24 protein-coding genes are annotated in these 26006 nt (G+C 73.1%); 19 read left to right on the top strand and 5 right to left on the bottom strand.

Going from position 1 to position 26006, the window contains the following annotated elements; translation table 11 throughout:
- The first annotated feature begins 7 nt into the window (after positions 1 to 7).
- Genes O7620_RS07745 through O7620_RS07690 form a run of 12 tightly spaced genes read left to right on the top strand, consistent with a single transcriptional unit; the run spans position 8 to position 11907 of the window.
- Positions 8 to 1255: a phage tail sheath subtilisin-like domain-containing protein gene (locus O7620_RS07745; protein ID WP_278122484.1), complete on the top strand. Its 1248-nt coding sequence runs from the start codon at positions 8 to 10 to the stop codon at positions 1253 to 1255.
- Between the two features lies 1 nt (position 1256).
- Positions 1257 to 1739 (top strand): phage tail protein, encoded by a 483-nt coding sequence (locus O7620_RS07740; protein WP_151493007.1) that lies wholly within the window; start codon positions 1257 to 1259, stop codon positions 1737 to 1739.
- Positions 1714 to 3240 carry a hypothetical protein gene (locus O7620_RS07735; RefSeq protein WP_278122483.1) on the top strand — a complete coding sequence of 509 codons (1527 nt, stop codon included), beginning with the start codon at positions 1714 to 1716 and terminating at the stop codon, positions 3238 to 3240. The genes O7620_RS07740 and O7620_RS07735 overlap by 26 nt, the downstream gene beginning before the upstream one ends.
- Positions 3240 to 4136: a hypothetical protein gene (locus tag O7620_RS07730; RefSeq protein ID WP_278122482.1), complete on the top strand. Its 897-nt coding sequence runs from the start codon at positions 3240 to 3242 to the stop codon at positions 4134 to 4136. The genes O7620_RS07735 and O7620_RS07730 overlap by 1 nt, the downstream gene beginning before the upstream one ends.
- Complete coding sequence (locus O7620_RS07725) at positions 4133 to 5725, top strand: contractile injection system protein, VgrG/Pvc8 family (RefSeq protein WP_278122481.1); 1593 nt, start codon at positions 4133 to 4135, stop codon at positions 5723 to 5725. Before O7620_RS07730 ends, O7620_RS07725 begins: the two co-directional genes overlap by 4 nt.
- 1 nt (position 5726) lies before the next feature.
- On the top strand, positions 5727 to 6065 hold the full coding sequence (locus tag O7620_RS07720) for a hypothetical protein (RefSeq protein ID WP_151492370.1): 339 nt from the start codon (positions 5727 to 5729) through the stop codon (positions 6063 to 6065).
- Positions 6062 to 6496, top strand: coding sequence for a GPW/gp25 family protein (locus O7620_RS07715; protein WP_151492369.1), 435 nt, complete (start codon positions 6062 to 6064; stop codon positions 6494 to 6496). Before O7620_RS07720 ends, O7620_RS07715 begins: the two co-directional genes overlap by 4 nt.
- Positions 6493 to 9240 carry a putative baseplate assembly protein gene (locus O7620_RS07710; RefSeq protein WP_278122480.1) on the top strand — a complete coding sequence of 916 codons (2748 nt, stop codon included), beginning with the start codon at positions 6493 to 6495 and terminating at the stop codon, positions 9238 to 9240. The genes O7620_RS07715 and O7620_RS07710 overlap by 4 nt, the downstream gene beginning before the upstream one ends.
- The gene (locus tag O7620_RS07705; protein ID WP_278122479.1) at positions 9221 to 9736 is read left to right on the top strand and encodes a phage tail protein; all 516 of its coding nucleotides are present in this window, start codon (positions 9221 to 9223) and stop codon (positions 9734 to 9736) included. The genes O7620_RS07710 and O7620_RS07705 overlap by 20 nt, the downstream gene beginning before the upstream one ends.
- Positions 9733 to 10662 carry a hypothetical protein gene (locus tag O7620_RS07700; RefSeq protein WP_278122478.1) on the top strand — a complete coding sequence of 310 codons (930 nt, stop codon included), beginning with the start codon at positions 9733 to 9735 and terminating at the stop codon, positions 10660 to 10662. The genes O7620_RS07705 and O7620_RS07700 overlap by 4 nt, the downstream gene beginning before the upstream one ends.
- A complete protein-coding gene (locus O7620_RS07695; RefSeq protein WP_151492365.1) occupies positions 10659 to 11120 on the top strand; it encodes a hypothetical protein in 462 nt (153 codons plus the stop codon). Before O7620_RS07700 ends, O7620_RS07695 begins: the two co-directional genes overlap by 4 nt.
- A 16-nt stretch (positions 11121 to 11136) precedes the next feature.
- Positions 11137 to 11907 (top strand): hypothetical protein, encoded by a 771-nt coding sequence (locus O7620_RS07690; protein WP_151492364.1) that lies wholly within the window; start codon positions 11137 to 11139, stop codon positions 11905 to 11907.
- A 35-nt stretch (positions 11908 to 11942) separates the two neighbouring features.
- On the opposite strand, the gene O7620_RS07685 is transcribed toward O7620_RS07690, so the two are convergent.
- The 5 genes from O7620_RS07685 to O7620_RS07665 all read right to left on the bottom strand — a co-directional run bounded on the left by O7620_RS07685 (position 11943) and on the right by O7620_RS07665 (position 16359).
- The gene (locus O7620_RS07685) at positions 11943 to 12821 is read right to left on the bottom strand and encodes a PmoA family protein (protein ID WP_278122477.1); all 879 of its coding nucleotides are present in this window, start codon (positions 12819 to 12821) and stop codon (positions 11943 to 11945) included.
- The gene (locus O7620_RS07680) at positions 12818 to 13366 is read right to left on the bottom strand and encodes a hypothetical protein (RefSeq protein ID WP_278122476.1); all 549 of its coding nucleotides are present in this window, start codon (positions 13364 to 13366) and stop codon (positions 12818 to 12820) included. Before O7620_RS07680 ends, O7620_RS07685 begins: the two co-directional genes overlap by 4 nt.
- A gap of 260 nt (positions 13367 to 13626) precedes the next feature.
- Positions 13627 to 14046, bottom strand: coding sequence for a hypothetical protein (locus O7620_RS07675; protein WP_278122475.1), 420 nt, complete (start codon positions 14044 to 14046; stop codon positions 13627 to 13629).
- A gap of 345 nt (positions 14047 to 14391) precedes the next feature.
- Complete coding sequence (locus O7620_RS07670) at positions 14392 to 15096, bottom strand: transposase (protein ID WP_278126903.1); 705 nt, start codon at positions 15094 to 15096, stop codon at positions 14392 to 14394.
- 87 nt (positions 15097 to 15183) lie between these two features.
- The gene (locus tag O7620_RS07665) at positions 15184 to 16359 is read right to left on the bottom strand and encodes a LacI family DNA-binding transcriptional regulator (protein WP_278122474.1); all 1176 of its coding nucleotides are present in this window, start codon (positions 16357 to 16359) and stop codon (positions 15184 to 15186) included.
- Positions 16360 to 16597: 238 nt separating this feature from the next.
- On the opposite strand from O7620_RS07665, the gene O7620_RS07660 reads away from it, so the two are divergent.
- The 7 genes from O7620_RS07660 (at position 16598) to O7620_RS07630 (ending at position 25968) form a co-directional block, all read left to right on the top strand.
- Positions 16598 to 17926 (top strand): Gfo/Idh/MocA family oxidoreductase, encoded by a 1329-nt coding sequence (locus tag O7620_RS07660; protein WP_278122472.1) that lies wholly within the window; start codon positions 16598 to 16600, stop codon positions 17924 to 17926.
- Positions 17927 to 17949: 23 nt separating this feature from the next.
- On the top strand, positions 17950 to 19383 hold the full coding sequence (uxaC, locus tag O7620_RS07655; protein WP_278122470.1) for a glucuronate isomerase: 1434 nt from the start codon (positions 17950 to 17952) through the stop codon (positions 19381 to 19383).
- Positions 19380 to 20684, top strand: a complete 1305-nt coding sequence (locus O7620_RS07650; RefSeq protein WP_278122469.1) for an enolase C-terminal domain-like protein — start codon at positions 19380 to 19382, stop codon at positions 20682 to 20684. The genes uxaC and O7620_RS07650 overlap by 4 nt, the downstream gene beginning before the upstream one ends.
- Positions 20675 to 22168 carry a mannitol dehydrogenase family protein gene (locus tag O7620_RS07645; protein WP_278122468.1) on the top strand — a complete coding sequence of 498 codons (1494 nt, stop codon included), beginning with the start codon at positions 20675 to 20677 and terminating at the stop codon, positions 22166 to 22168. The genes O7620_RS07650 and O7620_RS07645 overlap by 10 nt, the downstream gene beginning before the upstream one ends.
- Before the next feature lie 28 nt (positions 22169 to 22196).
- Complete coding sequence (locus O7620_RS07640; RefSeq protein ID WP_278122467.1) at positions 22197 to 23372, top strand: Gfo/Idh/MocA family oxidoreductase; 1176 nt, start codon at positions 22197 to 22199, stop codon at positions 23370 to 23372.
- 223 nt (positions 23373 to 23595) lie between these two features.
- Complete coding sequence (locus O7620_RS07635) at positions 23596 to 24324, top strand: HD domain-containing protein (RefSeq protein ID WP_278122466.1); 729 nt, start codon at positions 23596 to 23598, stop codon at positions 24322 to 24324.
- Between the two features lie 150 nt (positions 24325 to 24474).
- Complete coding sequence (locus O7620_RS07630) at positions 24475 to 25968, top strand: FAD-binding oxidoreductase (RefSeq protein WP_278122465.1); 1494 nt, start codon at positions 24475 to 24477, stop codon at positions 25966 to 25968.
- Positions 25969 to 26006: the final 38 nt, after the last annotated feature.

Genomic DNA, 26006 nt, shown 5'->3' with positions numbered 1-26006 from the left:
AGGACCGATGCCCAGCTACTTCTCCCCCGGCATCTACGTCGAGGAGGTCCCCAGCGGCGCCCGACCCATCGGACCGGCGAGCACCAGCATCGCCGCGTTCGTCGGCGTCGCCCCGGACCGTGGCGCCCACCTGGGCAAAGCGGTACCGGTCAACAACTGGACCGAGTTCCTGCGGCTCTTCGCCGGCGGGGACCAGGTGGAGAGCACCCCGCTGGCCCGGGCGGTCTTCGGTTTCCTCGACAACGGCGGCGCCCGCTGCTGGATCGTCAACGTCGGCGACGGCGGCGCGATCACCGGCACCGGCAAGCAACGCGGCGGCCTGCAACTACTGGAGGCCATCGACGAGATCTCCATCATCGCCGCGCCCGGCTTCCACGACGTGGTCGCCCACGAGGCGCTGCTCAGCATGGCCGAACGGACCCGCACGATGGTCGCGATCTGCGACCCGGCGCCCGACATCGACGACATCGCCGCGTTGACCCGCGTCGCCACACCGTCGTCCGGCAAGCCTCCGAAACCCGCCGAGGGTGCCGGCGGCAGCGCCGCCGGCTCCGGCGCTCCCGGCGGCTCGGGTGGCGTGGACGGGGCGGCGTACCGGCCCCGGCAGTCCGAGTTCGGCGCCTTCTACTACCCGTGGCTGCGGGTCCGTGACCCGATCAGCGGGGAGCTGGAACTCACCCCGCCGAGCGGGCACCTGGCCGGCATCTGGGCCCGCACCGACGCCCTGCGCGGCGTCCACAAGGCACCCGCCAACGAGCCGGTACGCGGCGCCGTCGACCTGGGCTACCTCGTCACCCGGCCCGAACACGACGTGCTCAACCCCAAGGGCGTCAACGTGATCCGCTACTTCGCCGGCGAGGGCATCCGCGTCTGGGGCGCCCGTACGCTCGCCGCCGAGGCCAGTGAGTGGCGCTACCTCAACGTACGGCGGCTCAGCATCGCCATCGAGCAGGCCATCGCCAACGGCACCCGCTGGATGGTCTTCGAGCCCAACGACTTCACGCTCTGGCGTTCGATCCGCCGCGACATCGGGGCGTTCCTCACCCGCGTCTGGCGCGACGGCGCACTGCTCGGACGCAGCCCCGAAGAGGCGTTCTTCGTCAAGTGCGACGAGGAGACCAACCCGCCGGACGTCCGCGACGCGGGCATGGTGATCGCCCACATCGGCATCGCCGTCGTCAAACCCGCCGAATTCGTGGTGTTCAAGCTGAGCCAGTGGGCCGGCGGCACCGAGACCGAGACGATCGGAGGCTGACATGCCCACCACGGCCGCCCCGCAACCGGGCGCACCGGTCGACCCGTACCGGGCCTACAACTTCAGGCTGCTCATCAACGGTGTCACCAACGGCCACTTCACCGAGATGAGCGGGCTGGAGGTGAACATTCCCGGGCAGCCGTACCGGGAGCACGGCGTCGGCCGGATGCGGATGGTGCCGGGCCAGGCCGAGTACGAGCCGGTGACCCTGCACTTCGGGCTCACCGCGTCCCGGGAACTGTGGGACTGGGTGAACGCCACCGCGCAGGGCACCGTCAACCGCCGCAACGTCTCGGTGGTCCTGCTGGACCCGGTGGGCACCGCCGAGGTGCTGCGGTGGAACCTGATCGACGCCTGGCCCACCCGGTGGCGCGGGGCGCACCTCAACACGCTCAGCCACGAGATCGCCATCGCGTCGCTGACCCTGCGCTACGAGGGCCTGGAGCTGGAGACCGGCGGTGCCACCGCGCCGACCCCCGCGTAACTGGCTGGCCGACCGGCTGCGCTCGGCGGCCGGGGCGGCGCAGCGCCTCGCCGGGCGGATCGAGGAACCCGGCGTACCCGCGGAGCGCCCGGCGGACGTGCCGCGTCGCTTCGGGGAGCCACCACCGCACTGGCTGAACCTGGTCGCCGCACACGCCCCGGGCCTGCTGCGCGAACTGGACCTCGACCCGCCACCGACCGCCATTCAGCAGACGCGGGGCGGCGACGACGGATTGTCGGCAGGTGACGCGGCGTCGACCGCTGCGGAGCGGCCGCGGTCCGGGGCCGCACGGCCATCCGGACGTGCGGAGGAGGTCCGGCCCGCCGCCCAGACCGTCGAGCCTCAAGCTCACGGCGGAGATGGCACCACGGGTGGTTCCGCGGCGTCCGCGCGGCACGGTGGTCCGGGTCCGGACGGTTTCCAGGCTTCCGGTACGACGGTCGACCGCGAGTGGACGGACGAGTCCGGGACGACGGGCGGCGCTGATCCCGCGGGGCGCCTCGGCGCAGCAGGCTCCTTCGGCGCAGCGGGCGGGTCCGGGACGGCCGGCAGGTTCGGCACGGCCAGCGGGCTCGGCACGGCCAGCGGGCTCGGCACGGCCAGCGGGTTCGGCACGGCCGGCGGGCAGGACGCAGCGGGCGGGATCGGCGCGGCGGGCGGGTCCGGGACGGCGGGCGGGGCGTTTGGCGTCGGTGGCCCGCCGGCGGTGGGTGCGGACGGGTGGCGATCGGCGGACCGGGCCGGCGGGTCGGGCCGTCCGTCCGATGCGGCTGACGGTCCCGGCGACCCGGGCATCGGCAGCGCCTCAGCAGGCGCCGACACCCAAGGCGCGGCGGCGGCCTCGCACACGGACCGTGGGGTGGTCGGGCGGCTGCTGGATCGTTGGCGCCTGCGCTCGCCGTCCCGGCGGGGCGAGGCGACAGGGCCGCCCGCGCGCACCATCACCGCGTCCACCGACACGAACTGGCCGCGCCGGACCGGCGAGCCGACCAGTCAGCCCAGCCGGCCAGTCCGGCGTCCGCCCCGCACACCCGCCGAGATCGTGAGAGATGTCGGCCGCTCCCGGGACACTCGCCCGCCACGATCCGCGGCCGCCTTCGCCGACGCCGGCGGGGTGGGGTCGGATCGGGCGGGCGGGCTTGTCGGGGACGGGTCGTGGCCGGCTCTTCCCGACGATCGCGCATGGCCGGGCCAGCAGACCGAGCAGCCGGCCGAGCAGGGCGTCGGGCAGCGGACCGCACGGCCGGGCGGGCAACGCGCCGGGCAGTGGGGCGTACCGCCGGGCGGCGCGGTGGCAGAGGGCTGGGCCGGCGCGGTGGCACGCGACCCGAGCGGCGGGCGACGGCCGGTGCGCGGGGCGATCCCGTTGTCCACCACCGAGGCGACGGCCGTCGACCCGTGGCCGGCGTTGCCGGATGACGGACCGCTGTGGGCGCTGCCCACCGCGGCGTGGGACGCGGCCCAGCTCGCCCGACTGGAGCGGGAACAGGCGGGCGACTGATGGAACGCGTGGCCTTCCTCATCGACTCCTCCGGGGAACGGGTGGACTGCCTGCTCAACCCGGAGACCGTGCAGGTGACCCGGCTCGCCGGCGTACGGCACCGGGGCGTGGCCGGTGGGCAGCTCACCGGGGCGGGACTGGCCGACGACCCGCTGGTCTTCACCGGCGGCGGCCGCACCGAGCTGGTGCTCGACCTGCTGTTCGACGTCGACTTCGTCCAGGCGCAGGTCCGGCCGGCCGACGTGCGGGTGTTGACGCGTCCGCTGTGGATGCTGGCCGAGAACTCCAGCTCCGAGCACGGATGGTTGCGGCCACCGCTGGTCCGGCTGGTCTGGGGCAAGACCTGGAACGTGCCCGGGGTGATCATCGCGGTGGCGGAGCGGTTCGACGCGTTCACCGGCACCGGCTCACCTCGGCGCTCCTGGCTGCGGTTGAAGCTGGTGCGGGCCGCCGAGACCGCCGATCAGGCGCAGGCCGGGTTCGCCGAGGAACTGGCCGCGGCGAACACCCCGACCGCCGCACCAGGCAGCGCGGTCATCGCCGCCGGTGACGGCGCCGCCGAGCCGGGCCGCTCCGGTGTGCGCTTCGACCTGCTCGCCAACGACGCGCTCGGCTCGCCGTTGCGCTGGCGGCTGCTGGCCGAACACAACCGGATCACCGACCCGCTCGCGGTGCCGGCCGGCACCACCCTCGCCGTACCCCCACCCCACAGTGCCCCGGGCGCGTCGACGCTGACCGGTATGGCCCGGGCGGTGGCCGGCGCGGTCGGCGCCGGCGCGTCGTTCCTCGGCTCCTCGATCGCCACCGCCACCGCGGGCTGGGCCGCGCCGGCCGACACGACACCCGCACCGGCCACCGCCGCACCGACCGGCACCAGTCCCGCGGGTGCGCCGTGACCAGCGTCGTGCCCCGGGCGCTGATCGTCCTGCTGGACGGCGTCGAGCTGACCGCCACGGCCCGCCAGCGGCTGCGTTCCCTGCGGGTGGCGGCCCGCCTGGACCAGCCCACCCAGGCCGAACTGGTGCTCGCCACCACCGCCGGGGTCGGCGCGTTCGACCCGGCGGTACGCCCCGGCACGACGCTCGACGTACGCCTCGTCGACCACGCTGACGCCCTGTTCACCGGGGAGGTCACCGGTGTGGAGGTCGAGTACGCCGCGGACGGCGCGGCAGTGCTGCGGCTGCGGGCGTACGACGCGTTGCACCGGCTGCGCAAGCGTCAGGGGTTGCGGGTCTTCACGTCGGTGACCGCCGCCGACCTGGCCCGGGAGCTGTGCGGCGAGGTCGGGCTGGACGTGACGGCGGAGACCGACGGGCCACGGTTGGAGCGGCTGGTGCAGCACCGGCACAGCGATCTGGAGCTGCTGCGCGACGTGACCGGCCGGGCCGGGCTGCACCTGGCCGCCGACGGCGACGGGGTCCGACTGGTCACCCTCGCCGGGTACGGGGAGCCGGTCGCGTTGGCCCTCGGCGCGGGTGTGCACAGCCTGCGGTTGTCCACCAACGCCGACCAGGCCAGCGGTGCCAGCGCCGCGCTGGGCTGGCATCCGCAGCGAGCCGAGCCGATCAGCCAGCGGGCCGACGAGGCGCGGTGCGGTCGACCGGCCGGTGATCGGCCGGACCCGGCTGACGTGGGCGCCGACGGGGTACGCACCGCCGTCGACCAGCCGGGTCGTAGTGACGACGAGTTGGCGGCGCTGGCCCAGGCGCGACTGGACACCCGCGCCGCCGCGCTGGTCACCGCCGAGGGGGTGGCCGAGGGTGATCCGGCGCTGCGCCCCGGCCGGCGGATCGACCTGAGTGGGGTGCCGGATCCGGTCGCCGGGGCGTACGTGCTGACCGAGGTGGTGCACACCGTCGACGGCGACGGGCACCTGACCCGGTTCTCCACGGTGCCGCCGACCACCCCGCCGGCCCTGACCGGCGGCGCGGTGGTCACCCTGGGCACGGTCACCGACGTCGCCGACCCCGATGGGCTGGGCCGGGTGCGACTGACCCTGCCGGCGTACGGGGACCTGGACGCCGGGTGGCTTGGCGTGCTCTGCCCCGGGGCGGGTCGCGGCAAGGGTCTGGTGGCGCTGCCCGATCCGGAGGACACCGTGCTGGTGGTGCTGCCCGGCGGCGAGCCGGCCTCGGGCATCGTGCTGGGCTCGCTGTTCGGCGCCGTCGAGCCGTACGACGCGGGCATCGACGACGGTCGGGCGCGTCGGTGGACGCTGCGCACCGCCGGCGGGCAGTCGATCGTCGTCGACGACGTGCGGCGCAGCCTGCGCCTGGCCACCGAGGGCGGCAGCTCGTTGGAGCTCACCCCGGATCTGGCCACCCTGCACGCCGCGACCGACCTGGTGATCTCCGCGCCCGGCCGGGCCCTGGTGGTACGCGCCCGCAGCGTCGACTTCCTGCACGCCGAGGCGACCGAGGACCCGGACACCGCGGCGGAGCAGGCCCGTTCGCTCGCCCGCGCCCACCACGAAGGAGGCGGCTGACATGCGCTGGATCCACCGCGACTCGGTGATCACCTGCGACCACGACGGCCGGGTCGAGAACCGGCCCTCGCAGGAGTGGGTGACCGTCACCGGCGTGCCGGTGCTGGTGGACGACGACCCGGAGGGACGAAAGATCATCGCCTGTCCGAACTACGGCCCGACCATCAAGCCGTGCACGAAGACGGAGTCCCTGCGCGTCGGCTACAGCGACTGGCTGCGGGTCGACGGGCACCGGGTGGTGCTGTCGAACCTGGAGGGATTCACCAACGGGACACCTCCCAACGCGGTCCACCACACCGTGCGCGATCCGCGCCAACTGTTCCTGGCGGCGGACCGATGAGGGCGTTCCGGTTCGTCGGCGCGGGCTTCGACGCCGGCCGTACCGGTGGGTTGGCGCTCACCGCGGCCGGCGGCCTGGCCATGACCGAGGGCGACGAGAGCGTACGCCAGGCGCTGTTTCTGCTGTTGTCGACGACGCCGGGCGAGCGGCTGATGCGCCCCGGGTACGGCTCCCGGCTGCACCGACTGGTGTTCGCGCCCAACGACGACACGACCGCCGGGCTGGCCATCCACTACGTCCGGCAGGCCATCGCCCGGTGGGAGCCCCGGGTCGAGGTCATCGACGTCGACGCCGGGCCGGACCCGGACGACGCGTGGCGGCTGGTGATCCGGTTGGACTACCGGGTGCGGGCCAGCCTGACCCCCGGGCAGCTGGTCTTCTCCGTGGACCTGCTCCCCGCCGACGAACCCGAACAGGGAGGATCGTCATGACGCTGCCCGTGCCGCACCTGGACGACCGGGGGTTCCTCGACCTGGTCACCGAGGCCCGGGAACGGATCCGGCAGTCCTGCCCGGCGTGGACCGACCTGTCGGCGCACGACCCGGGCATGGCGCTGGTGGAGGCGTTCGCGCACCTGACCGAAGTGATGATCTACCGGCTGAACCAGTTGCCGGACAAGGCGTACGTCTCGTTTCTGAACCTGCTCGGGGTGACCCGGCACGCGCCGACCGCGGCCTGGGCGGACGTCCGGTTCACCCGCGGCGGCACCGATCGCGCGGCGGTGCGGATCCCGGCGGGGCTGCGCGTCGCGGCGGCCCGTGGCGCCGACCCCCGCCCGGTCGTGTTCGTCACCACCGAACCGGCGCTGCTGCCCGCCGGCGAGGCGTCGGTGCTGGTCCGGATGCATCACTGCGAGCTGGTCGAGGCGGAGCTGATCGGCGTCGGCACCGGCCAGCCGGGGCAGGTGCTGCGGGCGGCGCGCGCTCCCCTGGCGCACACGGCCGAGCCGCTGGACCTGCTGCTCGGCGTGGAGGTGCCGGCCGGCACGGTGGAGTTGGGCGCGGCGGCCCGGGAGCACGACGGCCGCACGTTCGAGATCTGGCGACCGGTGGACAGCTTCGCCGGGCTCGGCCCGCAGGCCAAGGCGTACCTGGTGGACCGCTGCTCGGGCACGGTCACCTTCGCTCCCGCCCTCGACCTGCGCCCGCCCGTCCAGCCCGCGTCCGACACGGCCGAGCCGGGCGCGCCGGCTCCGGCGCCCGGGCCGACTGCGACCGCCGAGCCGGGCGCGCCGGCCGAGCCGGCCGCGACCGGCGTACCGGCTCCGGTGACGGTGGCCGCGGTGCCGCCGGCCGGGCGTCAGGTCCGGCTCTGGTACCGGGCCGGCGGCGGGCCGACCGGCAACGTGGCGGCGGGCACGCTGACCAGCCTGCGCGATCCGCTTCCCGGCGTGAAGGTGGACAACCCCGCGCCGGCCGCCGGTGGTCGGGACATCGAGGCGTTGGAGTCGGTGCTGCTGCGTGGCCCGTACGAGTTCTTCGCGCAGCAGCGGGCGGTCACCGCCCGCGACTTCGAGGTGTTGGCCACCAGTTCCGGCGCGGTGGCGCGGGCCCGGGCGTTCACCCGCGCGGCGGTGTACAGCTTCGCCCGGCCGGGCGAGGTCGAGGTGGTGCTGGTGCCGTTCGTGCCGGCGACCGCCCGTCCGGGTGGCCGGCTGCCGGTGGCGGTGCTGCGCGAGCACGAGGTGCCCGAGGCTCGGCGTCGGGTCGAGGCGGACCTGGAGCAGCGCCGGATGGTCGGCATCCGGTCCCGGGCGACCTGGGCCCGGTTCAAGGCGGTGTCGGTACGGGCCCGGGTGGTGGTCCGGCGGGAGGAGGACGTCGACGCGGTCCGCCGGCGGATCCACGACCGGCTGCACCAGACGTTGAGCCCGCTGCCCACGGCGCTCAATCCGACCGGCTGGCCGTTCGGCGAGCCGCTGCGGGCGTCCAACGTGTACCGCCTGCTGGAGCACGCCGAGCCGGGCGTGCGGTACGTCGAGTCGGTCCGGTTCGTGGTGGACGAGGCGCCCGACGCCGACGTCCGCGCCCTCGCCGTCGACCAGTACCAGCCGCGCACCTGGTACGCGGGGCGCGGCGCGGTGCTGTTCCGCTCCAGCAACGCGGGCTCCGGCTGGGAGCCGACCGGCCGCTTCGACGGTGAGACGGTGCTGCGGGTGGCGCCCGCGCCCGCGCCGGTGCGGCCGGGCATCGTGCCCCGGGCCGGCGCGGTGGCCGTGGTGACGCTGCGCGCGTCCGGCGGCTCCCGGGTGCACCTGAGCACCGACCTGGGCGAGACCTGGTCGCTGCTCGCCGATCTGGATTCGCGCATCTCCGACGTGGCCTGGTTGGACCGCGACGGCGCGGGCGCGCTGCTGGTGGCCACCGACACCGGCCTGTACGAGGTGTCGCTGCTGCCCGGGGCGGTGCCGTTGCAGATCCTGGTGGATCCGTCCGACGCCGACCGGGGGTTCTACGCGGTCCGCGCGTTCGTCTCCGAGCGGGGTGCGCCGGGTGTGGCGGTGGCGGCGCAGGCCAGCTTCGGGGTGTACCTGTCGACGGCCGGCGGCCGGCCGGGCAGCTTCACGCACGTCGGGCTCGCCAACGTGGACAACCGGGTCCTGGCCGTGCAGTACGACGGCCCGGCCACGCTGCTGTGGAGCGGCGCCGGCGAGCCGGACCCGAAGAAGCCCGGCCAGGGTTGCCACCGGACCCGGCTGTTCGAGTCCGACGTGCAGTGGCAGTCGGTGCAGAGCGGCTGGATCGGCGGCACCTGCCGCGACCTGGCGTTCGCCGGCCAGTCGGCGTTGGCGGCGACGCAGAGCGGCGGGGTGCTGCGGCTGGACACCCTCGCGGCGCAGCCGCAGTGGCAGCCGGTGTCGGTCAACTGCGGGTTGCCGCTGCGCGACCGGACCCGGTTCGTGCCGGTGGACGCCATCGCCGTGAGCGGCCCGGCGACCAGCGCCCCGGCGACCAGCGGGACGGCGGGCAGCGCGGCGGCGGGCAGCGGTCCGGCGGAGCGGCTGATCCTGGCCGGTGGTGAACGCGGCGTGCACCGCAGCGCCGACGCGGTGGACTGGACGCCCAGCGCCAACCAGGCCACCGCCGACGTGGTGACCGTCCCGGACACGTGGCTGCTCTGCTCCGGCGAGCACGACATCGAGGTGGTGCGTCAGGATGCGACGCTCGGCGATTGAGCGGCTGCTGCCCGCCGCCTACCAGCGGGCGTGCGTGCCGGGCAGCGTGCTCTGGGCGCTGCTGGACGTGATGGAGGGACTGCACGCCTCGGACGAGGCCATCCTCGCCGAGGTGGACGCCCTGTTCGACCCGTACCGGGCGCCGGACCATCTGGTCGTGCGGTTGACCCGCTGGGTGGCGATGGATCACGTGGTGGTCTCGCCCCGACCGGACGCCCCGCTGCCGCTGCCGGTGGGCCGGCTGCGTGACCTGGTGGCGAACGGCGCGCTGCTGGCCCGGTGGCGCGGCACCCCGTACGGGATGCGTCGGGCCCTGGAGCTGGCCACCGGGTCGACGGGTTTCGTCATCGACGAGCCCACCGAGCAGCCCTTCCACATCGTGGTTCGGGTGCCGGCGACCGCCGCCGGCCAGCTCGCCGTGATCACCCGCATCGTCGAGGCGGAAAAGCCCGCCTCGACCACCGTCGAGATCGTCGTGGAAGAGGAGTCGTCATGACCACCGAGTGGGCGGTCGTCGCCGCCGCCGAGCAGTTCACCCTCGACCCGCGCAACAGCGGCGAGCTGACCTTCACCGTCTCCAACCCGGGCAACGCGCCGGACACGGTGGTGTTCGACGTGGCGCCCGGCGACGGTTCGCAGCGGGCGTGGTTCACCGTGGCCGAGCCGCAGCGGGTGGTGCCCGGGCAGGGCTCCGTGTCGTTCCTGGTCAAGCTGGCCGTACCGGCCGGCACCCCGCCCCGGCGCTACGACATGACCGGGTTCGCGTACTCGGCGAACACCGCGCCGGAGGAGAGCTCCCGGTCCAGTGGTCGGGTCACCTACGAGGTGCGGGCGGTCGCCGCACCCCGGCGTACCCCGTGGTTGTGGATCGCCGCCGCGGCGGCGATGGTGCTGGTGGTGGTGACCGTCGGCGTGGTGCTGTTGACCCGCGACGGCGAGCCGGGCCCCGGCGAGCCGCGGGTGGTCAGCGTCGAGGCGGAGAGCCTGGTGGACGGCGCGGTGGTGGAGTCGCCGCAGAAGAGCAAGGCGGGCGTGGGCGCCCAGCCCAACTGCTGCGGGGTGACCTGGTCCGAGGACAAACAGCTGTTCTTCACCGGGCTGGCGATCGGCGACCAGGTCACCGTGACGGTGCAGATCCCGGCCGACGGCACCTGGCGCTTCGCCACGGTACGCACCACGGCCCCCGACTACGCCAACACCGTCTTCACCATCGACGGCAGCCAGGTCGGCGGCACGTTCCTCGGCTTCACCCCGACGGTGCAGAAGACGGAGTTCCTCGACGTCGGCACGGTCCGGCTGGCCAAGGGGCCGCACCGGATCACGCTGCTGGTGGTCGGCAAGACGCAGGGCACCAACTCCTACTTCGCCGGGGTGGACACGATCCGGTTCACCGAGCTGGTCGCGCAGGCCGTCGCACGATGAGCGGGCGGCAGAAGGCGCTGCTGGGGGTGCTCGCCGTGCTGCTGGTGGCGCTGTTCGTGGTCGCGGTCAGCGTCCCCGGGCAGGATCGCGGCGACCCCGGGGCGAGGCACGGGCTGGTCGATCGACTGGGTGCGCTGGGCGGTGAGCGTTCGGCGGTGGACCCGGGCACGGTCAGCGCCGACTGCGCCGACGAGACCGGCCGGCTGGTCTTCACGGGCAGTTGCGTGCTGCGGGTCGCCGACCCCGGCGGGCTGCGCACCCTCGTGCTGCGCAGCCCGGCACGGTTCCGGGTGACCGCTCCGGCGCCCGGGGACGCCGACCTCACCATCCGCGACGACGTCGAGCCGGCGTCGGACGGCACCGGCGCGGTGGCGAAGGTCGCCGTCGACGAGGCCACCGAGGTCGCGGTGACCTGTCCCGGTCTCGGTGGCTGCACGGTCACCGTGACCACGTCCTGACTGGGAAGGTGCCGCCGTGGGTGACCTGCGCAAGCCGTTTCTGCTGCTGGCGATGCTCGCCATCGTCCTGGCCATCGGGGTGGAGCTGGGGGCCGGGCTGCTGCTCGGCGGCGCCGACGCCAGCAGTGCCCTGACCGACAGCGCCGGCACGCTCGACGTGGAGATCGACGACGTGTCCGGGGTCAGCGAGCCGTCCGGTCGGGGCACCGGCTACCTGGCGTTGATCGACGCCGTGGCGGTCTGGAGCACCGGCCTGTTCTGTCTGGGCCTGCTGCTGCCCGAACGTGTTCAGGGTCGGGTGCAGGGCATCGCCAGCCTGATCTTCTCGATCATCCTGATCATCGTCGGGCTGGTGGCGTTGCTCATCGCGTTCGTCGAGCTAATGATCATGGTGTCGCTGTTCCTGGCCGTCCCGTTCGGCACCCTGGCGTACCTGGCACTGTGGGGGTTCTTCCCGGTCGGCGAGGCGTCGGTGCTGCTGGGGTTGGTGCTGCTGCTCAAGCTGCTCTGGGCGGGGCTGCTGGTGCTGGCCCAGCCGCGCTTCCTGCAGAACAAGGGCCTCGTGCTGCTGATCGGCACCACGCTGCTGTGCACGGTCGTCCTGGAGTTCCTGCACAACCTGGTGCCGGTGATCCTGGTCAGCATCGTCGACGACGTGGCGGCTCTGGTCTTCGCGGTGGTCGCCATCATCTGGGGGCTGGTGCTGCTGATCGGGTCGATTCCGGCGATCGTCAAGGCCGTCCGCGTGACGGCGGCCCTACCGGCCCGCGCCGCCGGCCGGGACTGACGGCCGCCCGTGCCCGCGTCGTCTCGCCGGGCGGTTCACGGCGCCGACGCGCCCAGGGCGGCGACACCGTCGCGGTCCAGCGTCCCGTCGGCCAGCCACACCCGGTACCGGCCGTGCCGGCTCGCGCCGGCCGGGACCACCGCCGGGCGGTCGAACGCGAACGCCACGCAGACCCCCGGATACATCCCGGTCCGCACGAACCACCGGTCGCCCCGGCCCAGACCGGCAAAGACCAGGGTGTACGCCCCGCCGCCCGGCCCGGTGCCGGTCAGCGCGAGCCACGGCGCCGTGCTGCCGTTGACCGTCTCCTCCCCGGCGGCGTCGGCGGTGAACGCCACCGGTTCGCCGTCGGCGGCGGCCCGCCAGAAGAATCCGCCGTAGCCGGCCCCGCCGGGGCGGCCGTTGGTGGCCGGGCTGCCCAGGCGCACCTCCCGGTCGGCCGGGGCGGTCAGGACGGAATCCAGGTCGAGCCGCCAGACGTCGGAGGCGACCACCGACGCGGTCAGCTGCCGTCGCTCGGTCAGCAGCACCCCGCCGGCCCGGTCGCGCCACTGCAGATCGTGTGCGTACCGGCGCGGGCAGCGCTCGATCTCGGCGGTGTGGGCGATGACGCCGTGGTCGTCGCGCCAGGTGTAGCCGACGTCGCGCACGTAGGTGCGCCCGCCCCAGAGGTTGCTGCCGTTGACGTCCTGCACGGCCAGGGACGCGCCGAGGTGCCACACGTGGTCGGCGGGCAGCGCGTCGGTGACCACCGTGCCGCCGAGGGTGCGTACCGGGTGCAGGTACGGCCGGGGTCCGTGCCGCGCGTCCAGCGCCGGTTCGAGCACGTAGCGGGCCACCTCCGTCCCGTCGACCAGCAGCCGGGCGGGCTCGTCGGCCGGGGCGGCAGGACGGGCCACGGGCTCGGCGCTCACGGCAGCTCCGGGCGGGCGGGGACGGGCAGCCGGCCGGCGACGGCGTGCAGGGCGGCCAGGGTGTAACCGGCGAGGATCGGCACCGCCACGGGCGTGACCAGGACGGCGAGCAGCCCGGCCAGCGCCGTCACCCCGCTCACCGCGGCCCAGCGGATCGGCGCGTCCAGGCAGGCGCGGGCGGCGGTACGGGCCGCGTCGCGCCACCGTCGGCGGCCGCCCACCTCGACGACGACCAGGCCGGCGTACCCGGCCAGACCGGCCGTGACCAGCGCGGTAACCAGCAGAGCCGGCGGGCCGCCGGGCACCCGGCCGGTGGCCAGCGCCGTCAGATCGGCGGCGAGGAGGCCGGCCACGACCAGGGCGAGCAGGCTCACCGGCACGCCGGGCAGCACCGAGCGGCCGAACCGGCGCAGGGTGGCCCGCGCCGACGGCCAGCTGCCGGTACGCGTCCAGTCGTGCACGGCCGCGCTGGCCGTACCCACCGCGGCGGCGGCGGTGAGCAGGAGCCCCGCCGCCAGGGTCAGCAGGATGACTCGACCGGCCATGATCGACAACCTCGCCAAACGCCTCACCACCGAAACCACCGTAACCTGGCGAGATGACTAAAACCACAAGCACGCAAAATATGTGAATCGGACGCCCTCTCAGTGAACCGAACCAGTCGGCGGTCCGTTGGATCTATATCCATGAGGTCCCCTGCAGTGCGATCAGGTTCACGCCGTTGGCCGGTTTTTCGTGACACGGCATCCAGGTAGGTCAGCAAAGGAAAGGAAGCGGCATGCAGCGAAGGCCGACCGCCCGTGGGTCAGTTCCGCATAACCAGCTCGGAATTTCGGACTGCTATCTTGTGTGGCTTCTGAGCCCCGCTGGCAAAGATGGAATTAAGCCAACCGACAGTTTCTACTCGCCCCACAGGAAGCTCGGTAGTCGCCTCAATAAACTTGCTAGACAAGGTGACAATGTCAGGGCTTTCGACCGTGAGGTGCCAGTGTTGCACGCGCTCGGGGCTACTGTCGGAAACCGACAGATCACCGATGCGCCATGGTTTCCGGAACGTGGCGGGCGAATTACGGATATGAAAACGCGGCACGCGTTTGTTTTGGGTGTCGTTGTAGAGCAAATGCGGGCATTGGCCGTTGACGCCCCATCCGGCTTCTCTGACCATGTGGAAAAACTGCTGAAAGAACGTTTTCCTGATTCCGGCAAGGTGGCCGGGTTGGATCACTATAGGGAATGGGTCCAGTCGCAGACGGGGCTCACCTACGCTCTGAGCCCGCCAGGCGCGGAACTTTGGGGAAGTTATCAGGAATACCTGGCGCGACAGGCCGCCATGGCACAGGCTCCGCGCCGGCCGCCGCGGCAGTACGCCGCATACCCAGAACGATCTCTGTCGCAGCCAGTCCCACTCATGGCCACTCCTTCGCTATCGGCCACAGCCGCGACGACGAGCAGCACCATTCAGGTAACACACCGAGAGCAGCAGGCAGCCCCGCATCAGAATCCGCCCTACATGCACCAAGGAACGGCACAGATGCCCGCCCCTGCTACTCACCCTCAATTCAGGATCTGATCAACGCCCCAGCAACGGCGGAACGCTGCGGCGAACCACACGAAGTGACGAACCTCCGCAGCAGTACTGCTGTGGAGGTTCGTCACTATTGATGGCGTCGAGTCGTCTGCGGTAGTGGCTGGCTTTCACATACGAGACGTCCTGCTCCCGCAGCCAGCCGCGTAGGCCCGGGTTCTGCCCGTAGGCCTCAGCGGCGGTGAACCACGCGAACGGCACCCCAGCGGCGATCGCTCTCTCCAGCATCGCCCGCGCCTGCTGCGGCTTGGTCGCGAACGCCACCTCATCGGGGATCGCCGCGTCCCGGCACCGCCGCCGGTCCTCGGTCCACGACTTCGGCAGGTACAACTTTCGGTGATCAACGCCCGCCCCTTGCCAGAGGCATAGCACAGGAACGTACCGATCCGACAGTTCTCCGACCGCCGTCCCCGAATACTGCCGCTGCACCCCCGCAGACCGGTCCCCCTTGTTCAAAAACCCAGTCTCGTCGGCAACCAACACCGCAGCAGGATCGCCGAGGTGTTCCACCACATAATCGCGAACATCATCACGCACCGCGTCGGCATCCCAACACGGGCTACACAACACCGCCTGCATCCCGTCCGGCGACCGGTCACCAGCCTGCTCCGCGAGAGTCCACCCGTTACGCCGCTCCAACGGCGACAGCAGCCCTCGCACACAAGCGAACGCCCGCTTCCGCGGCTCCACCCGCGAGAACCGGCCCGCGATCCGGGCAAACAACTCACCCAGCCCGACTTCCCACCACTCAACCAACCCAACGCCAACCACAATGGACTATCGAGCCACATCCACCCGAAGTTGCGAACCACCGTTGCAGCATTTGGAGGCGACGGCGTCACCGGTGGCCGCGGTCGGGGTGCCCGGGCCCGCAGGGCAATGCGGGTCCGGGCCACGCGATGCGGCCAGGGGACGTGCCGGTCGGGCGTGCGGGCCCGGGCCGGTCGAGTCGCGGATGACCAGGTCGGTCTGGAGCATTACCTGTGCGGTGGTACGACGGACGCCGAGCGCCGTGCCGGCACCGAGCCCTCGCGCGCCGCGCGGTGACTCGGTGTCCTGTTGCAGCAGCATGTCGACGGCCGTCCGGCCGGCGGCCGCGGTGGGTGTGGCCACCGTCGTCAGTTTGGGGCGGGTGAGCCGGCTCAGGGCGATGTCGTCGACCCCGACGACGCTCACCTCCTGCGGCACCCGGACCCCGAGCGCGTCCAGCCCCTCGATGAGGCCGATCGCCATCAGGTCGTTGTAGGCGAGCACGGCCGACACACCGCTGCGCCGCACCTGCTCGGCGACGGCCGAGCCGCCGGTCTCGGTGGGCGCGTTGGGGCCGAGCATGGTCAGCTCGGCGCCGCCGGCGCGGGCGGCCGTGGCGGCGGCGCGGCGCATCTCCCGGTTGGTCCATGAGCTGCGCGGGCCGCCGAGCAGGGCGATGCGGTCGTGGCCGAGGCCGACGAGGTGCTCGATCGCCGCCCGGGCGCCCTGCCCGACATCCATCAGCACGCAGGGCAGGCCGGTCACCTGGCGGTTCACCACCACCAGCGGCACCTCGCGGCTGAGCTGTTCGATGAGGCTGTTGCTCATCCGTGGGCTGCACAGCAGCACCCCGTCCACCTGCTTGGCGAGGGCGTGGACCAACTCCTCCTCGGCGGTCGGGTCCTCGTTGGTGTCGGCCACGAAGACGTGGTAGTCGCGGTGGCGGGCCTGGCTCTCCGCCGCCTTGATCAGCGGCGGGAAGAACGGGTTCGCGATGTCCGCGATGATCAGGCCGATGTTGTGCGTACGGCCGGTGATCAGGGCCCGGGCGGCCCGGTTCGGCCGGTAACCCAGATCCTCCGCGCAGGCCAGCACGCGGACCCGGGTCTCCGGGTTGACCAGGTGCGGGGCCGAGAAGGTGCGGGACACGGTGGAGATGTGCACACCGGACGCCCGGGCGACGTCCCGGATGGTGACTGGCACGGCGGCCCCTTCGTCCGTTGTGGCGGCGGTCACGTGGGTGTCGCCAATTAATGCAAACGGTTGCTCCAGTGTCAACGGTGGATGATGACGGTTCTGTTGCGCCAGCGCTCCCAGCGGTGATCGATGAGCCCGCAAAGGGGGACATATGCCGCCGGTTGCGGCCTCCACGTTGACGCATTCGGATCGACCGTGATTACTTCACTGCAAACCTTTGCAGGATCACCGGGGAGGCCACCGAATGTCACCGAGAGCCGGCGGGCGGGTCCGGTACGCCGTCGTGGGCACCGGCGCGCGGGCGGAGATGTTCGTCCGGGCCCTGGTCCTCGATCACCCCGACACCACCGAGCTGGTCGCCTTCGCCGACGTCAACCAGGCCCGGATGGACGCGCACAACCGCTGGCTGGCCGAACTGGGCCACGACCCGGTGCCCACGTACCCGGCCGCAGACTTCGCGGCCATGCTGGACAAGGAGCACGTCGACGTCGTCCTGGTCACCAGTGTGGACGTCACCCACGACGCGTACGTGGTGGCCGCGCTGCGCGCCGGTCGGGACGTCGTCACCGAGAAGCCGATGACCGTCGACGCCCCGCGCTGCCGGCGCATCCTCGACGCGGTGAGCGAGACCGGCGGTCGGGTGACCGTCGCCTTCAACTACCGCTACAACCCGCTGCACGAACAGGTCCGCCGGCTGCTCGCCGACGGCGCGGTCGGCGAGATCGGCTCGGTGCACTTCGAGTGGCTGCTGGACGTCCGCCACGGCGCCGGCTACTTCCGCCGCTGGCACCGGGACAAGGCCACCTCCGGCGGGCTCATGGTGCACAAGGCCAGCCACCACTTCGACCTGGTCAACTGGTGGCTGGCCGCCACACCCGTCGAGGTGTACGCGGCCGGCCGGCTCTTCTTCTACGGCGACGGCGGCCGCCGGCACGGCTACGCCCGCGACTACGACCGGGCGCACGGCTCCCCCGCCGCCGTCGACGACCCGTTCGCGCTCCGGCTCGACGCGCACCCCCGGCTGCGCGAGCTGTACCTCGACGCCGAGGCCGAGGACGGCTACCAACGCGACCGCAACGTGTTCTCCCCCGGGGTGAGCATCGAGGACGACATGGCGGTGCTGGCCCGCTACTCCACCGGCGCGACGATGACCTACCACCTCACCGCGTACGCCCCCTGGGAGGGCTACCGGGTGATGGTCAACGGCAGCCGTGGCCGCCTGGAGCTGGAGGTGACCGAGAACGACTTCGTCTACCTTCGCACCGCCGGCGCGGTCAAGGGCGCCGCCCTGCACGGGGTCGAGGCGCCGGCCGAGGGCGGACGCGCGACGCTCACCCTGCGCCCGTTCTGGGAGCCACCCCGGCAGATCCCGGTGCAGGGCCGTACCCGGCACGGCCACGGCGGCGCGGACGCCCGGATGACCGCTGTGCTCCTCGGCGGCCAGCCGGACCCGCTGGACCGTGCCGCGACCGCCGACGACGGCGCGTTGGCCCTGCTCACCGGCCTGGCCGCCAACCGGTCCTTCGAGACCGGGCAACCGGTCCGGGTCGCCGACCTGCTCACCCTCCGCTGACCACCGACGAGGAGCCCAGCCCCGTGCCGACGTCCGACCACACCGATCTGCTCCTGCCCTCCGAGCCCGGCCAGCGGGCGTTGGCCCGGGAGTTGTACGCCCTCGCGGCGGAGCAGCCGATCATCTCGCCGCACGGGCACGTCGACCCGGCCCTGCTCGCCGAGGACCGGCCCTTCCCGGATCCGGCGCAGTTGCTCATCGTGCCCGACCACTACCTCACCAGGATGCTGCTCAGTCAGGGCGTACCCCCGGCGCAGCTGGGTGTGCCCACCCGCGACGGCAGCCCGGTGGAGACCGACGGCCGGGTGATCTGGCGGCGACTCGCCGCGCACTGGCACCTGTTCCGGGGCACCCCGTCGCGGCTGTGGCTGGAGCAGACCTTCCGCACCGTGTTCGGGGTGCACACCCCGCTCGGCCCGGCCACCGCCGACACCGTGTACGACGAGATCGCAGCGAGGCTCGCCGAGCCGGACTTCCGCCCCCGGGCGCTGTTCGAGCGCTTCGGCATCGAGGTCCTCGCGACCACCGAGTCGCCGCTGGACGACCTGGGTCAGCACACCAAGCTCGCGGCCGACGGCTGGGGTGGGCCGGGCGGGCGCGTGGTCACCACGTTCCGCCCGGACGACGTGGTGGACATGGAGTTCGACGGCTGGTCGACCAACGTGGACCGGCTCGGGACGCTGACCGGTGCGGACACCGGCACGTACACCGGTTATCTGGCCGCGCTGCGGGCCCGGCGGGCCGCGTTCATCGCCGCCGGGGCGACCTCGTCGGACCACGGCCATCCCACCGCGCGCACCCTGGACCTGTCACCGGCCGAGGCGGCGCGGCTGTACGACCGGGGCCGGCGCGGCGAGGCCGACGCGGCCGACGCGGAGGCGTTCCGGGCGCACATGCTGATGGAGTTCGCCCGCATGTCGCTCGACGACGGCCTGGTCCTGCAGCTGCACCCCGGCGCCGTGCGCAACCACAACCGCTGGCTGCACGCCCGGCACGGCCGCGACGTCGGCGGTGACGTCCCGCAGGTCACCGAATACGTGCACGCGCTCGCCCCGCTGCTGGAGCGCTACGGCAACGATCCCCGGCTGCGGGTCGTGCTCTACACCCTCGACGAGGACACCTTCACCCGCGAGCTGGCGCCCCTGGCCGGCGGCTACGCCGCGCTGCTGCTCGGCGCGCCCTGGTGGTTCCTGGACTCCCCCGAGGTGCTGCGCCGGTTCCGGGAGACCGTCACCGAGAGCGCCGGCTTCTACAACACCACCGGGTTCGTCGACGACACCCGGGCGTTCTGCTCCATCCCGGTCCGCCACGACGTCGCCCGCCGGGTCGACGCCGGTTTCCTGGCCCGGCTGGTCGCCGAGCACCGGCTGCCGATGGACGAGGCGGCCGAGACGATCGTCGACCTGGCGTACCGGCTGCCCAAGCGGGTCTTCAACTTCGGAGGCGACAACCAGTGAGTGTCACCATCACGTCCGTCGACGTGCACGACGTGCGGTTCCCGACCGCTGCCCGGGGCGACGGCTCCGACGCGATCAACCGGGGTGACTACTCGGCGACGTACGTGGAGCTGGGCACCGACGCCGGCCCGATCGGCGCGGGGTTTACCTTCACCAACGGCCGGGGCAACGAGATCACCTGCGCGGCGGTGCACGCGCTGGCCCACCACGTACGGGGGCGCACCGTCGAGGAGATCACGGCCGAGCCGGTGGCGTTCTGGCGTTCGCTCAGCGCCGACGTGCAGTTGCGCTGGTTGGGTCCGGAGAAGGGCGTCATCCACATGGCGACCGGCGCGCTGGTCAACGCCGTGTGGGACCTACGGGCCACCCTCGCGGGCAAACCGATGTGGCGGTTCCTCGCCGAACTGCCCACCGACGACCTCGTGGCCAGCGTCGACTTCCGGCACATCAGCGACGCGCTCACCCCGGACGACGCCGCCGCGATCCTCGACAAGGGACGCGACGGGCTCACCGACCGGCTGGCCACGCTCGACCGCGACGGCTTCCCCTCGTACACCACCTCGGTCGGCTGGCTCGGCTACCCCGACGACAAGGTGCGGGCGCTGACCCGGCAGGCGTACGACGACGGCTGGCGGGCGATGAAGATGAAGGTCGGCGGTCCGCTCGCCGACGACCTGCGCCGGGCCCGGATCATCCGGGCCGAGATCGGCCCCGACGCGCTGCTGATGATGGACGCCAACCAGGTCTGGGACGTCGACGAGGCGATCACCGCGATGACCGCCCTCGCCGAGGTCGACCCGTACTGGATCGAGGAGCCGACGCACGCCGACGACATCCTCGGGCACGCCCGGATCGCCCGCGCCGTCACCGAGCTGACCGGCGGGCGGTGCCGGGTGGCCACCGGCGAGGTCGCCGCCAACCGGGTGATCTTCAAGCAGCTGCTCCAGGCCGAGGCGATCGGCGTGATGCAGATCGACGCGTGCCGGGTCGGCGGCGTCAACGAGGTCCTGGCGGAGCTGCTGCTGGCGGCGAAGTTCGGGGTGCCGGTCTGCCCGCACGCCGGCGGTGTGGGCCTCTGCGAGTACGTCCAGCACCTGGCGATCTTCGACTACCTGCGGGTGGGCACCAGCCTGGACGGGCGGATGGTCGAGTACGTGGACCACCTGCACGAGCACTTCGTCGACCCGGTACGCACCCGCGGTGGCCGGTACCTGCTGCCGGAGCGGCCCGGCTACAGCGCCACCATGCGGCCCGCGTCGGTGGCCGAGTTCCGCTTCCCGGACGGTCCGGCGTGGCGGTGACCGTCGGCGCCACCCGGCTCGGCCTGGGTGTGTTGCGCCAGCTACCCATGGAGTCCCGTCCGCTCGTCCGGCCGGGCACGGTGCCGACCGGCGTCGTACACCTGGGGTTGGGCGCGTTCCACCGCGCGCACCAGGCCGTCTACACCGAGGCGGCGGTCGGCGCGGCCGGCGGCGACTGGGGCATCGTGGCCGTCGCGCCGCGCAGCACCGCGCTGGTGGAGGCCCTCGCCGCGCAGGACAACCTGTTCAGCGTCAGCACCCTCTCGGCGGCCGGCAGCACGACCCGGGTGGTGGGCGCGCTGAGCGGGGTACGACACGCTCCCGGCGACCCGGACGCCGTGGTGGCGCTGCTCGCCGACCCGGCGGTGCGGGTGGTGACGCTGACCGTCACGGAGAAGGCGTACCACCTCGACCCGGTGACCGGCGGCCTGTGCCCGGACCCGGCGCTCGCCGCCGATCTGGCCGGCGGTCGTGCGCCGACCACGGTGCCGGGGCTGCTGCTGCGTGGGCTGGCCGCCCGGGCCGCCGCGGACGCCGGGCCGGTGGCCCTGGTGAGCTGCGACAACCTGCCCGCCAACGGCCGACGTCTGCGGGGTCTGGTCGACCAGGCGGTCGCCCGGGCCGCCGGGGTGCCCACCGGGCTCGTCGAGTGGGTCGCCGGCAATGTCACCTGCCCGGGCACCATGGTGGACCGGATCGTGCCGGCCAGCACTCCCGACACCATCGAGGCGGCCCGTCGGGCGCTCGGCGTGACCGATCTGGCGGCGGTCGCCGCCGAGCCGTACGCGCAGTGGGTGATCGAGGACGACTTCCCGGGTGGGCGGCCGGGTTGGGAGCACGCCGGGGCGGTGCTCACCGACGACGCCGGCCCGTGGGAGCGGTTGAAGTTGCGCAGCCTCAACGGCGTGCACTCGGCCGTCGCGTACCTGGGGGCGCTCGCCGGCCGGGAGACGATCGCCGACGCGCTGGAGATCCCGCACCTGGCCGACGTGCTGCGCCGGCTGATCGCCGAGGACGTCGCGGCCAGCTTCACACCGCCCGACGGGGTGCGGGTGGTCGACTACGGCGAGCAGGTCCTCGCCCGGTTCGGCAACCCGGCGATCCGGCACCGCACCCTACAGGTGGCGATGGACGGCTCGCAGAAGCTGCCGCAGCGGATCCTGCACACCATCGCCGACCTGCGCGCGGCCGGCCGGCCCGCGCGCTGGGGCGCGCTGGTCGTGGCGTCCTGGCTGCGCTTCGCGCTGGGCTACGCCGACGACGGCCGGCCGCTGCCGTTCCAGGATCCGCTGGCCGGGCCGATCCGGGCCGCGCTGGACGCCGGCGCGCAGAGCCCGGCCGGCGCGGTGGACGCGGTCTTCGCCCTGCGCGAGGTCATTCCGGCCGAGGTGGCCGGCGACGACGAGGTACGCGCCGACGTGATCGCCTGGCTGACCGCCCTGAAACGCCACGGCGTCGAGGCCACCCTGGCCGGTGTCCGGTGAGCGGGCGCCTACCGCCGGCCGGTGCGCGGTGACCGGGGCGGCGCCGCCGACGCGGGTGGCGGTGATCGGTGCGAACGGGCACGGCCGCTGGCACCGCCGGGCGATCGCGCCGTTGCACGCCGACGGCCGGGTGCGGCTGGTCGCGCTCGTCGACGTCCAGCCGGTGCGGGACGATCCGGTGGCGCCGCTGCCGTCGGGGGTGCAGGTGTTCACCGACCACCGGGCGATGCTCGCCGCCACCCGGCCGGAGGTGGTGGTCATCTGCACGCCGCCGCACACGCATCTGCCGATCGCCCGCGACGCCCTCACCGCCGGCGCCGACCTTCTACTGGAGAAGCCGCCGGTGTTGTCGCTGGCCGAGCACGACGAGCTGACCTGGGCGTTGACCACCGCTGGTCGGGTCGCCCAGGTCGGTTTCCAGGCGCTCGGCTCGGCGGCGCTGACCGCGTTGACCGACGCGCTGGCCGCCGGACGCCTCGGCACGGTCACCGGCATCGCCACCGTCGCCGCCTGGCAGCGCCCGGACGCCTACTACGCCCGCTCCGCGTGGGCCGGTCGGCGGACGCTCAACGGGCGGCCGGTGCTGGATGGCGCGCTGGCCAACCCGCTCGCGCACGCGGTGATGCAGTGCCTGGCCGTCGCCGAGTCGCTCGGCGGGGCGCCGCCCTGGCCGGTCGCGATCGAGGTGGAGCGCTACCGGGTCCGGCCGATCGAGGTGGAGGACACCGCGGTGCTGCGGATCCGCTTCCGTGCCGGCCCGCCGGTGCTGGCCGCGGTCACCCTGGCGGCCGAGGAGTTCGTGGCCGGTGAGGTGGAGGTGACCGGTTCGGCGGGTCGTGCGGTGCTGGAGTACCCGACCGACCGGCTGTGGCTGCCCGGCGACGTGGTGACCCGCCGGGTCCCCGGTCGACAGGGCCTGCTGGACAACCTGCTCGCGCACCGGGCCGATCCGCTCGGTGTGCCGCTGATCGCGCCGCTGGCCCGTACCGCGCCGTTCACCGCGCTGCTGGACGCGCTGCGCGCCGCACCGGAGCCGCGGCTGCTCGACGGCGAGGTTGTCGACGCGGTGGGCGACGGTGCCGAGCGGGTGGTGCGGATCCGTGGCGTGGTCGACCTGCTGCGTCGAGCGGCCGAGCAGGGTGCGCTGCCCAGCGAGCAGGGCGTGTCGTGGGCCGCGCCGGCGTACCGCGCGGATCTGGCGTAGTGGCGGCGCCCCGATCTGGGCGCCGACGCGGGCTGGACGCCCACCCTGCGGCGCGACCCGGTCCTGCCGGCCCCGCTGGTCCCCCTCGTGGTGGGACCGCTCGCCGGCGCGGACCGGCTGCCGATCTGAGCGCCCGCCCACCCGTTGATCAACTCTGCGGTTGCCGGACGCCTCGGCGGCGCGCGGGACCATCGATGTGGAGAAGATCGGCTATAAGTGACGCATGGACTTCCCGCCGCACCTGGGCAGCATGCCGATGCACGCGATCACCGAGATCCACGGTGAGCCCGGGCTGCTGGAGCGCTTCCGGCTGGAGGTCGAGCAGTTCGACGTCGACGCCCGCGCGCGGCTGTCCGCCGCACTGGACCTGGCCGCCGACCTGCACCGCGACGACCGGCGCGTCCGCGAGCCGTACCTCAACCACCTGCTGCGGGTGTCCATCCGGTTGATGCACCACTACCAGGTGCGCGAGGTGGACGTGATCGTCGCCGGTCTGCTGCACGACTCGGTCGAGGACCACCCGGCCGAGCTGGCCGGCGGCGAGCAGGTCGCCGACCCGACCGCAGCCGCGTTGGCCGCGCTCGCCGCGCGGTTCGGGCCGCGGGTGGCCCGGCTCGTCGGTGCCGTCACCAATCCGGTGTACGACCCGCGGCGCGACCGGAACACGCAGTACCGGGAGCACCTGGCCGTCAGCCTGGAGCGGGAGCCCTGGGCGCGGGTGATCAAGGTGTCGGACTTCACCGACAACGGCGTCGGGGTGATCCACACGGTCGGACCGAAGGTGGTGTCCTCGGCCCGGAAGTACCGGCCGCTCGTGCCGCTGTTCCGCGACCTGATCGGCCGGCCGGACACCCCGCTGACCCCGGCGGTGAAGCGGCACATCTTCGGCCAGCTCGACCTGGCCGAGGAGCGGTTCAGCGCGATCCTGGACCAGCCGGTCGACTCCCACTGACCAGGTCAGCCCCATCACCCGACCGGGTTCCGCGACAACTTCTCAGATCTCCGGGACGTACCCCGGCCTTACGGTTGGTTTGCGCCAGATGCGAGCCAAGAGCCCTCTTGGTCGAAATGCCTGGTGTGACCCGATCGAGAGGATTTGACCATGCGCGACCTTTCTCGTCGCGATCTGCTCAAGGCGACCGCCGTTGGTGCCGGGGCGGTCGCTCTGCCGGGCATGATGGTCGGAGGCAGCTCGGCGATCGCGGCCGACGGCCCCGGCCCGTCCGACGCGACGTACCCACCGGCGAAGCTGACCGGGCGCATCGTTCGCCCCCAGAGCCCCGACTACGCGGAGGCGAGCCTCGGGTGGGACGAGCTGTTCGTGCGCTATCCGCTGGTCATCGTCTTCGCCCAGGAGACCCAGGACGTGGTCAACGCCCTCACCTGGGCGCGGCAGCACGACGTCGCGCTGCGGGTCCGCAGCGGCCGGCACAGCCTCGAAGGCTGGTCGAACGTCGACAACGGCCTCGTCATCGACGTCAGCGAGCTGAAGGACGTGCACATCGACACCGCCACCCGCACGGCGAAGGTCGGCGCGGGCCTCAACCAGCTGGAGGCGGTGACGACGCTCGGTGAGTACGACCTCGCGGCGACGACCGGCACGGAGGGGACCGTCGGCCTGTCCGGTGCGACCCTCGGCGGTGGCTTCGGGTTCCTCACCCGTTACCTCGGCATGGCCTGCGACAACCTGATCGGGGCGGAGATCGTCGTCGCGGCGGGGGCCAACGGCGCGAAGGTGCTCCAGGTGGACCCATGGAACCACTCGGATCTGCTCTGGGCGCTGCGCGGCGCCGGCAACGGCAACTTCGGGATCGTCACCTCGCTGACCTACAAGGTGGCCCCGCTGAAGAGCGTCGCCTACCTTCAGGCGACCTGGCCGGGCCTCGACGACCTGCACCGGGTCTTCGACGCCTGGCAGCGCACCACACCGTTCGCCGACCCCCGCCTCGGCAGCCAACTCGAGGCCCACCCGGACGAGATCCTGATGTTCGGGGTGCTCGCCGAGGGATCGGAGGCGGAGGTGCGGCGGCTGCTGGCGCCGATCCTCTCCATCGGCGACCCCGAGGTGACCGTGCAGATCGGCGGCTGGGGCGACACGTACGCCGGCTTCCAGATCCCGAACGAGGACGAGCCGGCGAAGTGGAAGTTCTTCTCCCAGTTCACCAGGGAGCCGTTCCCGGCCGAGGCGATCAGCATCATCCGCGAGTTCCTGGAGAACTCGCCGTCGCCGGACAGCAACTTCTTCACCCAGGCGTTCGGCACGGGCGCCCAACGCCAGGAACCCTTCGGCGGGGCGGCGTTCCCGCACCGCGACGCGCTCTTCTACTCCGAGCCGGGCACCGGCTGGGGCACCCGCGGGGAGCCCGACAGCGGCGACGCCATCACCCCGATCGCCCAGACCTGGATCGCCGAGTTCAGCCAGGCGCTGCGCCCCTTTGTGGACGGCGCCTACGTCAACGTGCCGAACATCGGCATGGCCGAGTGGGAGACCGCCTACTGGGGGCGCAACGTCGAGCGGCTGCGCAAGATCAAGGCGAAGTACGACCCGCACAACGTCTTCCAGTACGAACAGAGCGTCCCGCCCGCGACACCCTGACCAGGGTGACCGGCGGTGCGGGTGGCACCACCCGCACC

The organism is Micromonospora sp. WMMD710, from assembly GCF_029626045.1.
Classification (GTDB): domain Bacteria; phylum Actinomycetota; class Actinomycetes; order Mycobacteriales; family Micromonosporaceae; genus Micromonospora.
This window is presented reverse-complemented; position numbering and strand designations above follow the sequence as displayed.

Excerpts from the sequence above, each read along its gene's own strand:
- O7620_RS07745 (WP_278122484.1), top strand. The coding sequence starts at position 8 with ATGCCCAGCTACTTCTCCCCCGGCATCTACGTCGAGGAGGTCCCCAGC.
- O7620_RS07740 (WP_151493007.1), top strand. The coding sequence starts at position 1,257 with ATGCCCACCACGGCCGCCCCGCAACCGGGCGCACCGGTCGACCCGTAC.
- O7620_RS07730 (WP_278122482.1), top strand. The coding sequence starts at position 3,240 with ATGGAACGCGTGGCCTTCCTCATCGACTCCTCCGGGGAACGGGTGGAC.
- O7620_RS07720 (WP_151492370.1), top strand. The coding sequence starts at position 5,727 with ATGCGCTGGATCCACCGCGACTCGGTGATCACCTGCGACCACGACGGC.
- O7620_RS07715 (WP_151492369.1), top strand. The coding sequence starts at position 6,062 with ATGAGGGCGTTCCGGTTCGTCGGCGCGGGCTTCGACGCCGGCCGTACC.
- O7620_RS07710 (WP_278122480.1), top strand. The coding sequence starts at position 6,493 with ATGACGCTGCCCGTGCCGCACCTGGACGACCGGGGGTTCCTCGACCTG.
- O7620_RS07705 (WP_278122479.1), top strand. The coding sequence starts at position 9,221 with ATGCGACGCTCGGCGATTGAGCGGCTGCTGCCCGCCGCCTACCAGCGG.
- O7620_RS07700 (WP_278122478.1), top strand. The coding sequence starts at position 9,733 with ATGACCACCGAGTGGGCGGTCGTCGCCGCCGCCGAGCAGTTCACCCTC.
- O7620_RS07695 (WP_151492365.1), top strand. The coding sequence starts at position 10,659 with ATGAGCGGGCGGCAGAAGGCGCTGCTGGGGGTGCTCGCCGTGCTGCTG.
- O7620_RS07680 (WP_278122476.1), bottom strand. The coding sequence starts at position 13,366 with ATGGCCGGTCGAGTCATCCTGCTGACCCTGGCGGCGGGGCTCCTGCTC.
- O7620_RS07660 (WP_278122472.1), top strand. The coding sequence starts at position 16,598 with ATGTCACCGAGAGCCGGCGGGCGGGTCCGGTACGCCGTCGTGGGCACC.
- O7620_RS07635 (WP_278122466.1), top strand. The coding sequence starts at position 23,596 with ATGGACTTCCCGCCGCACCTGGGCAGCATGCCGATGCACGCGATCACC.
- O7620_RS07630 (WP_278122465.1), top strand. The coding sequence starts at position 24,475 with ATGCGCGACCTTTCTCGTCGCGATCTGCTCAAGGCGACCGCCGTTGGT.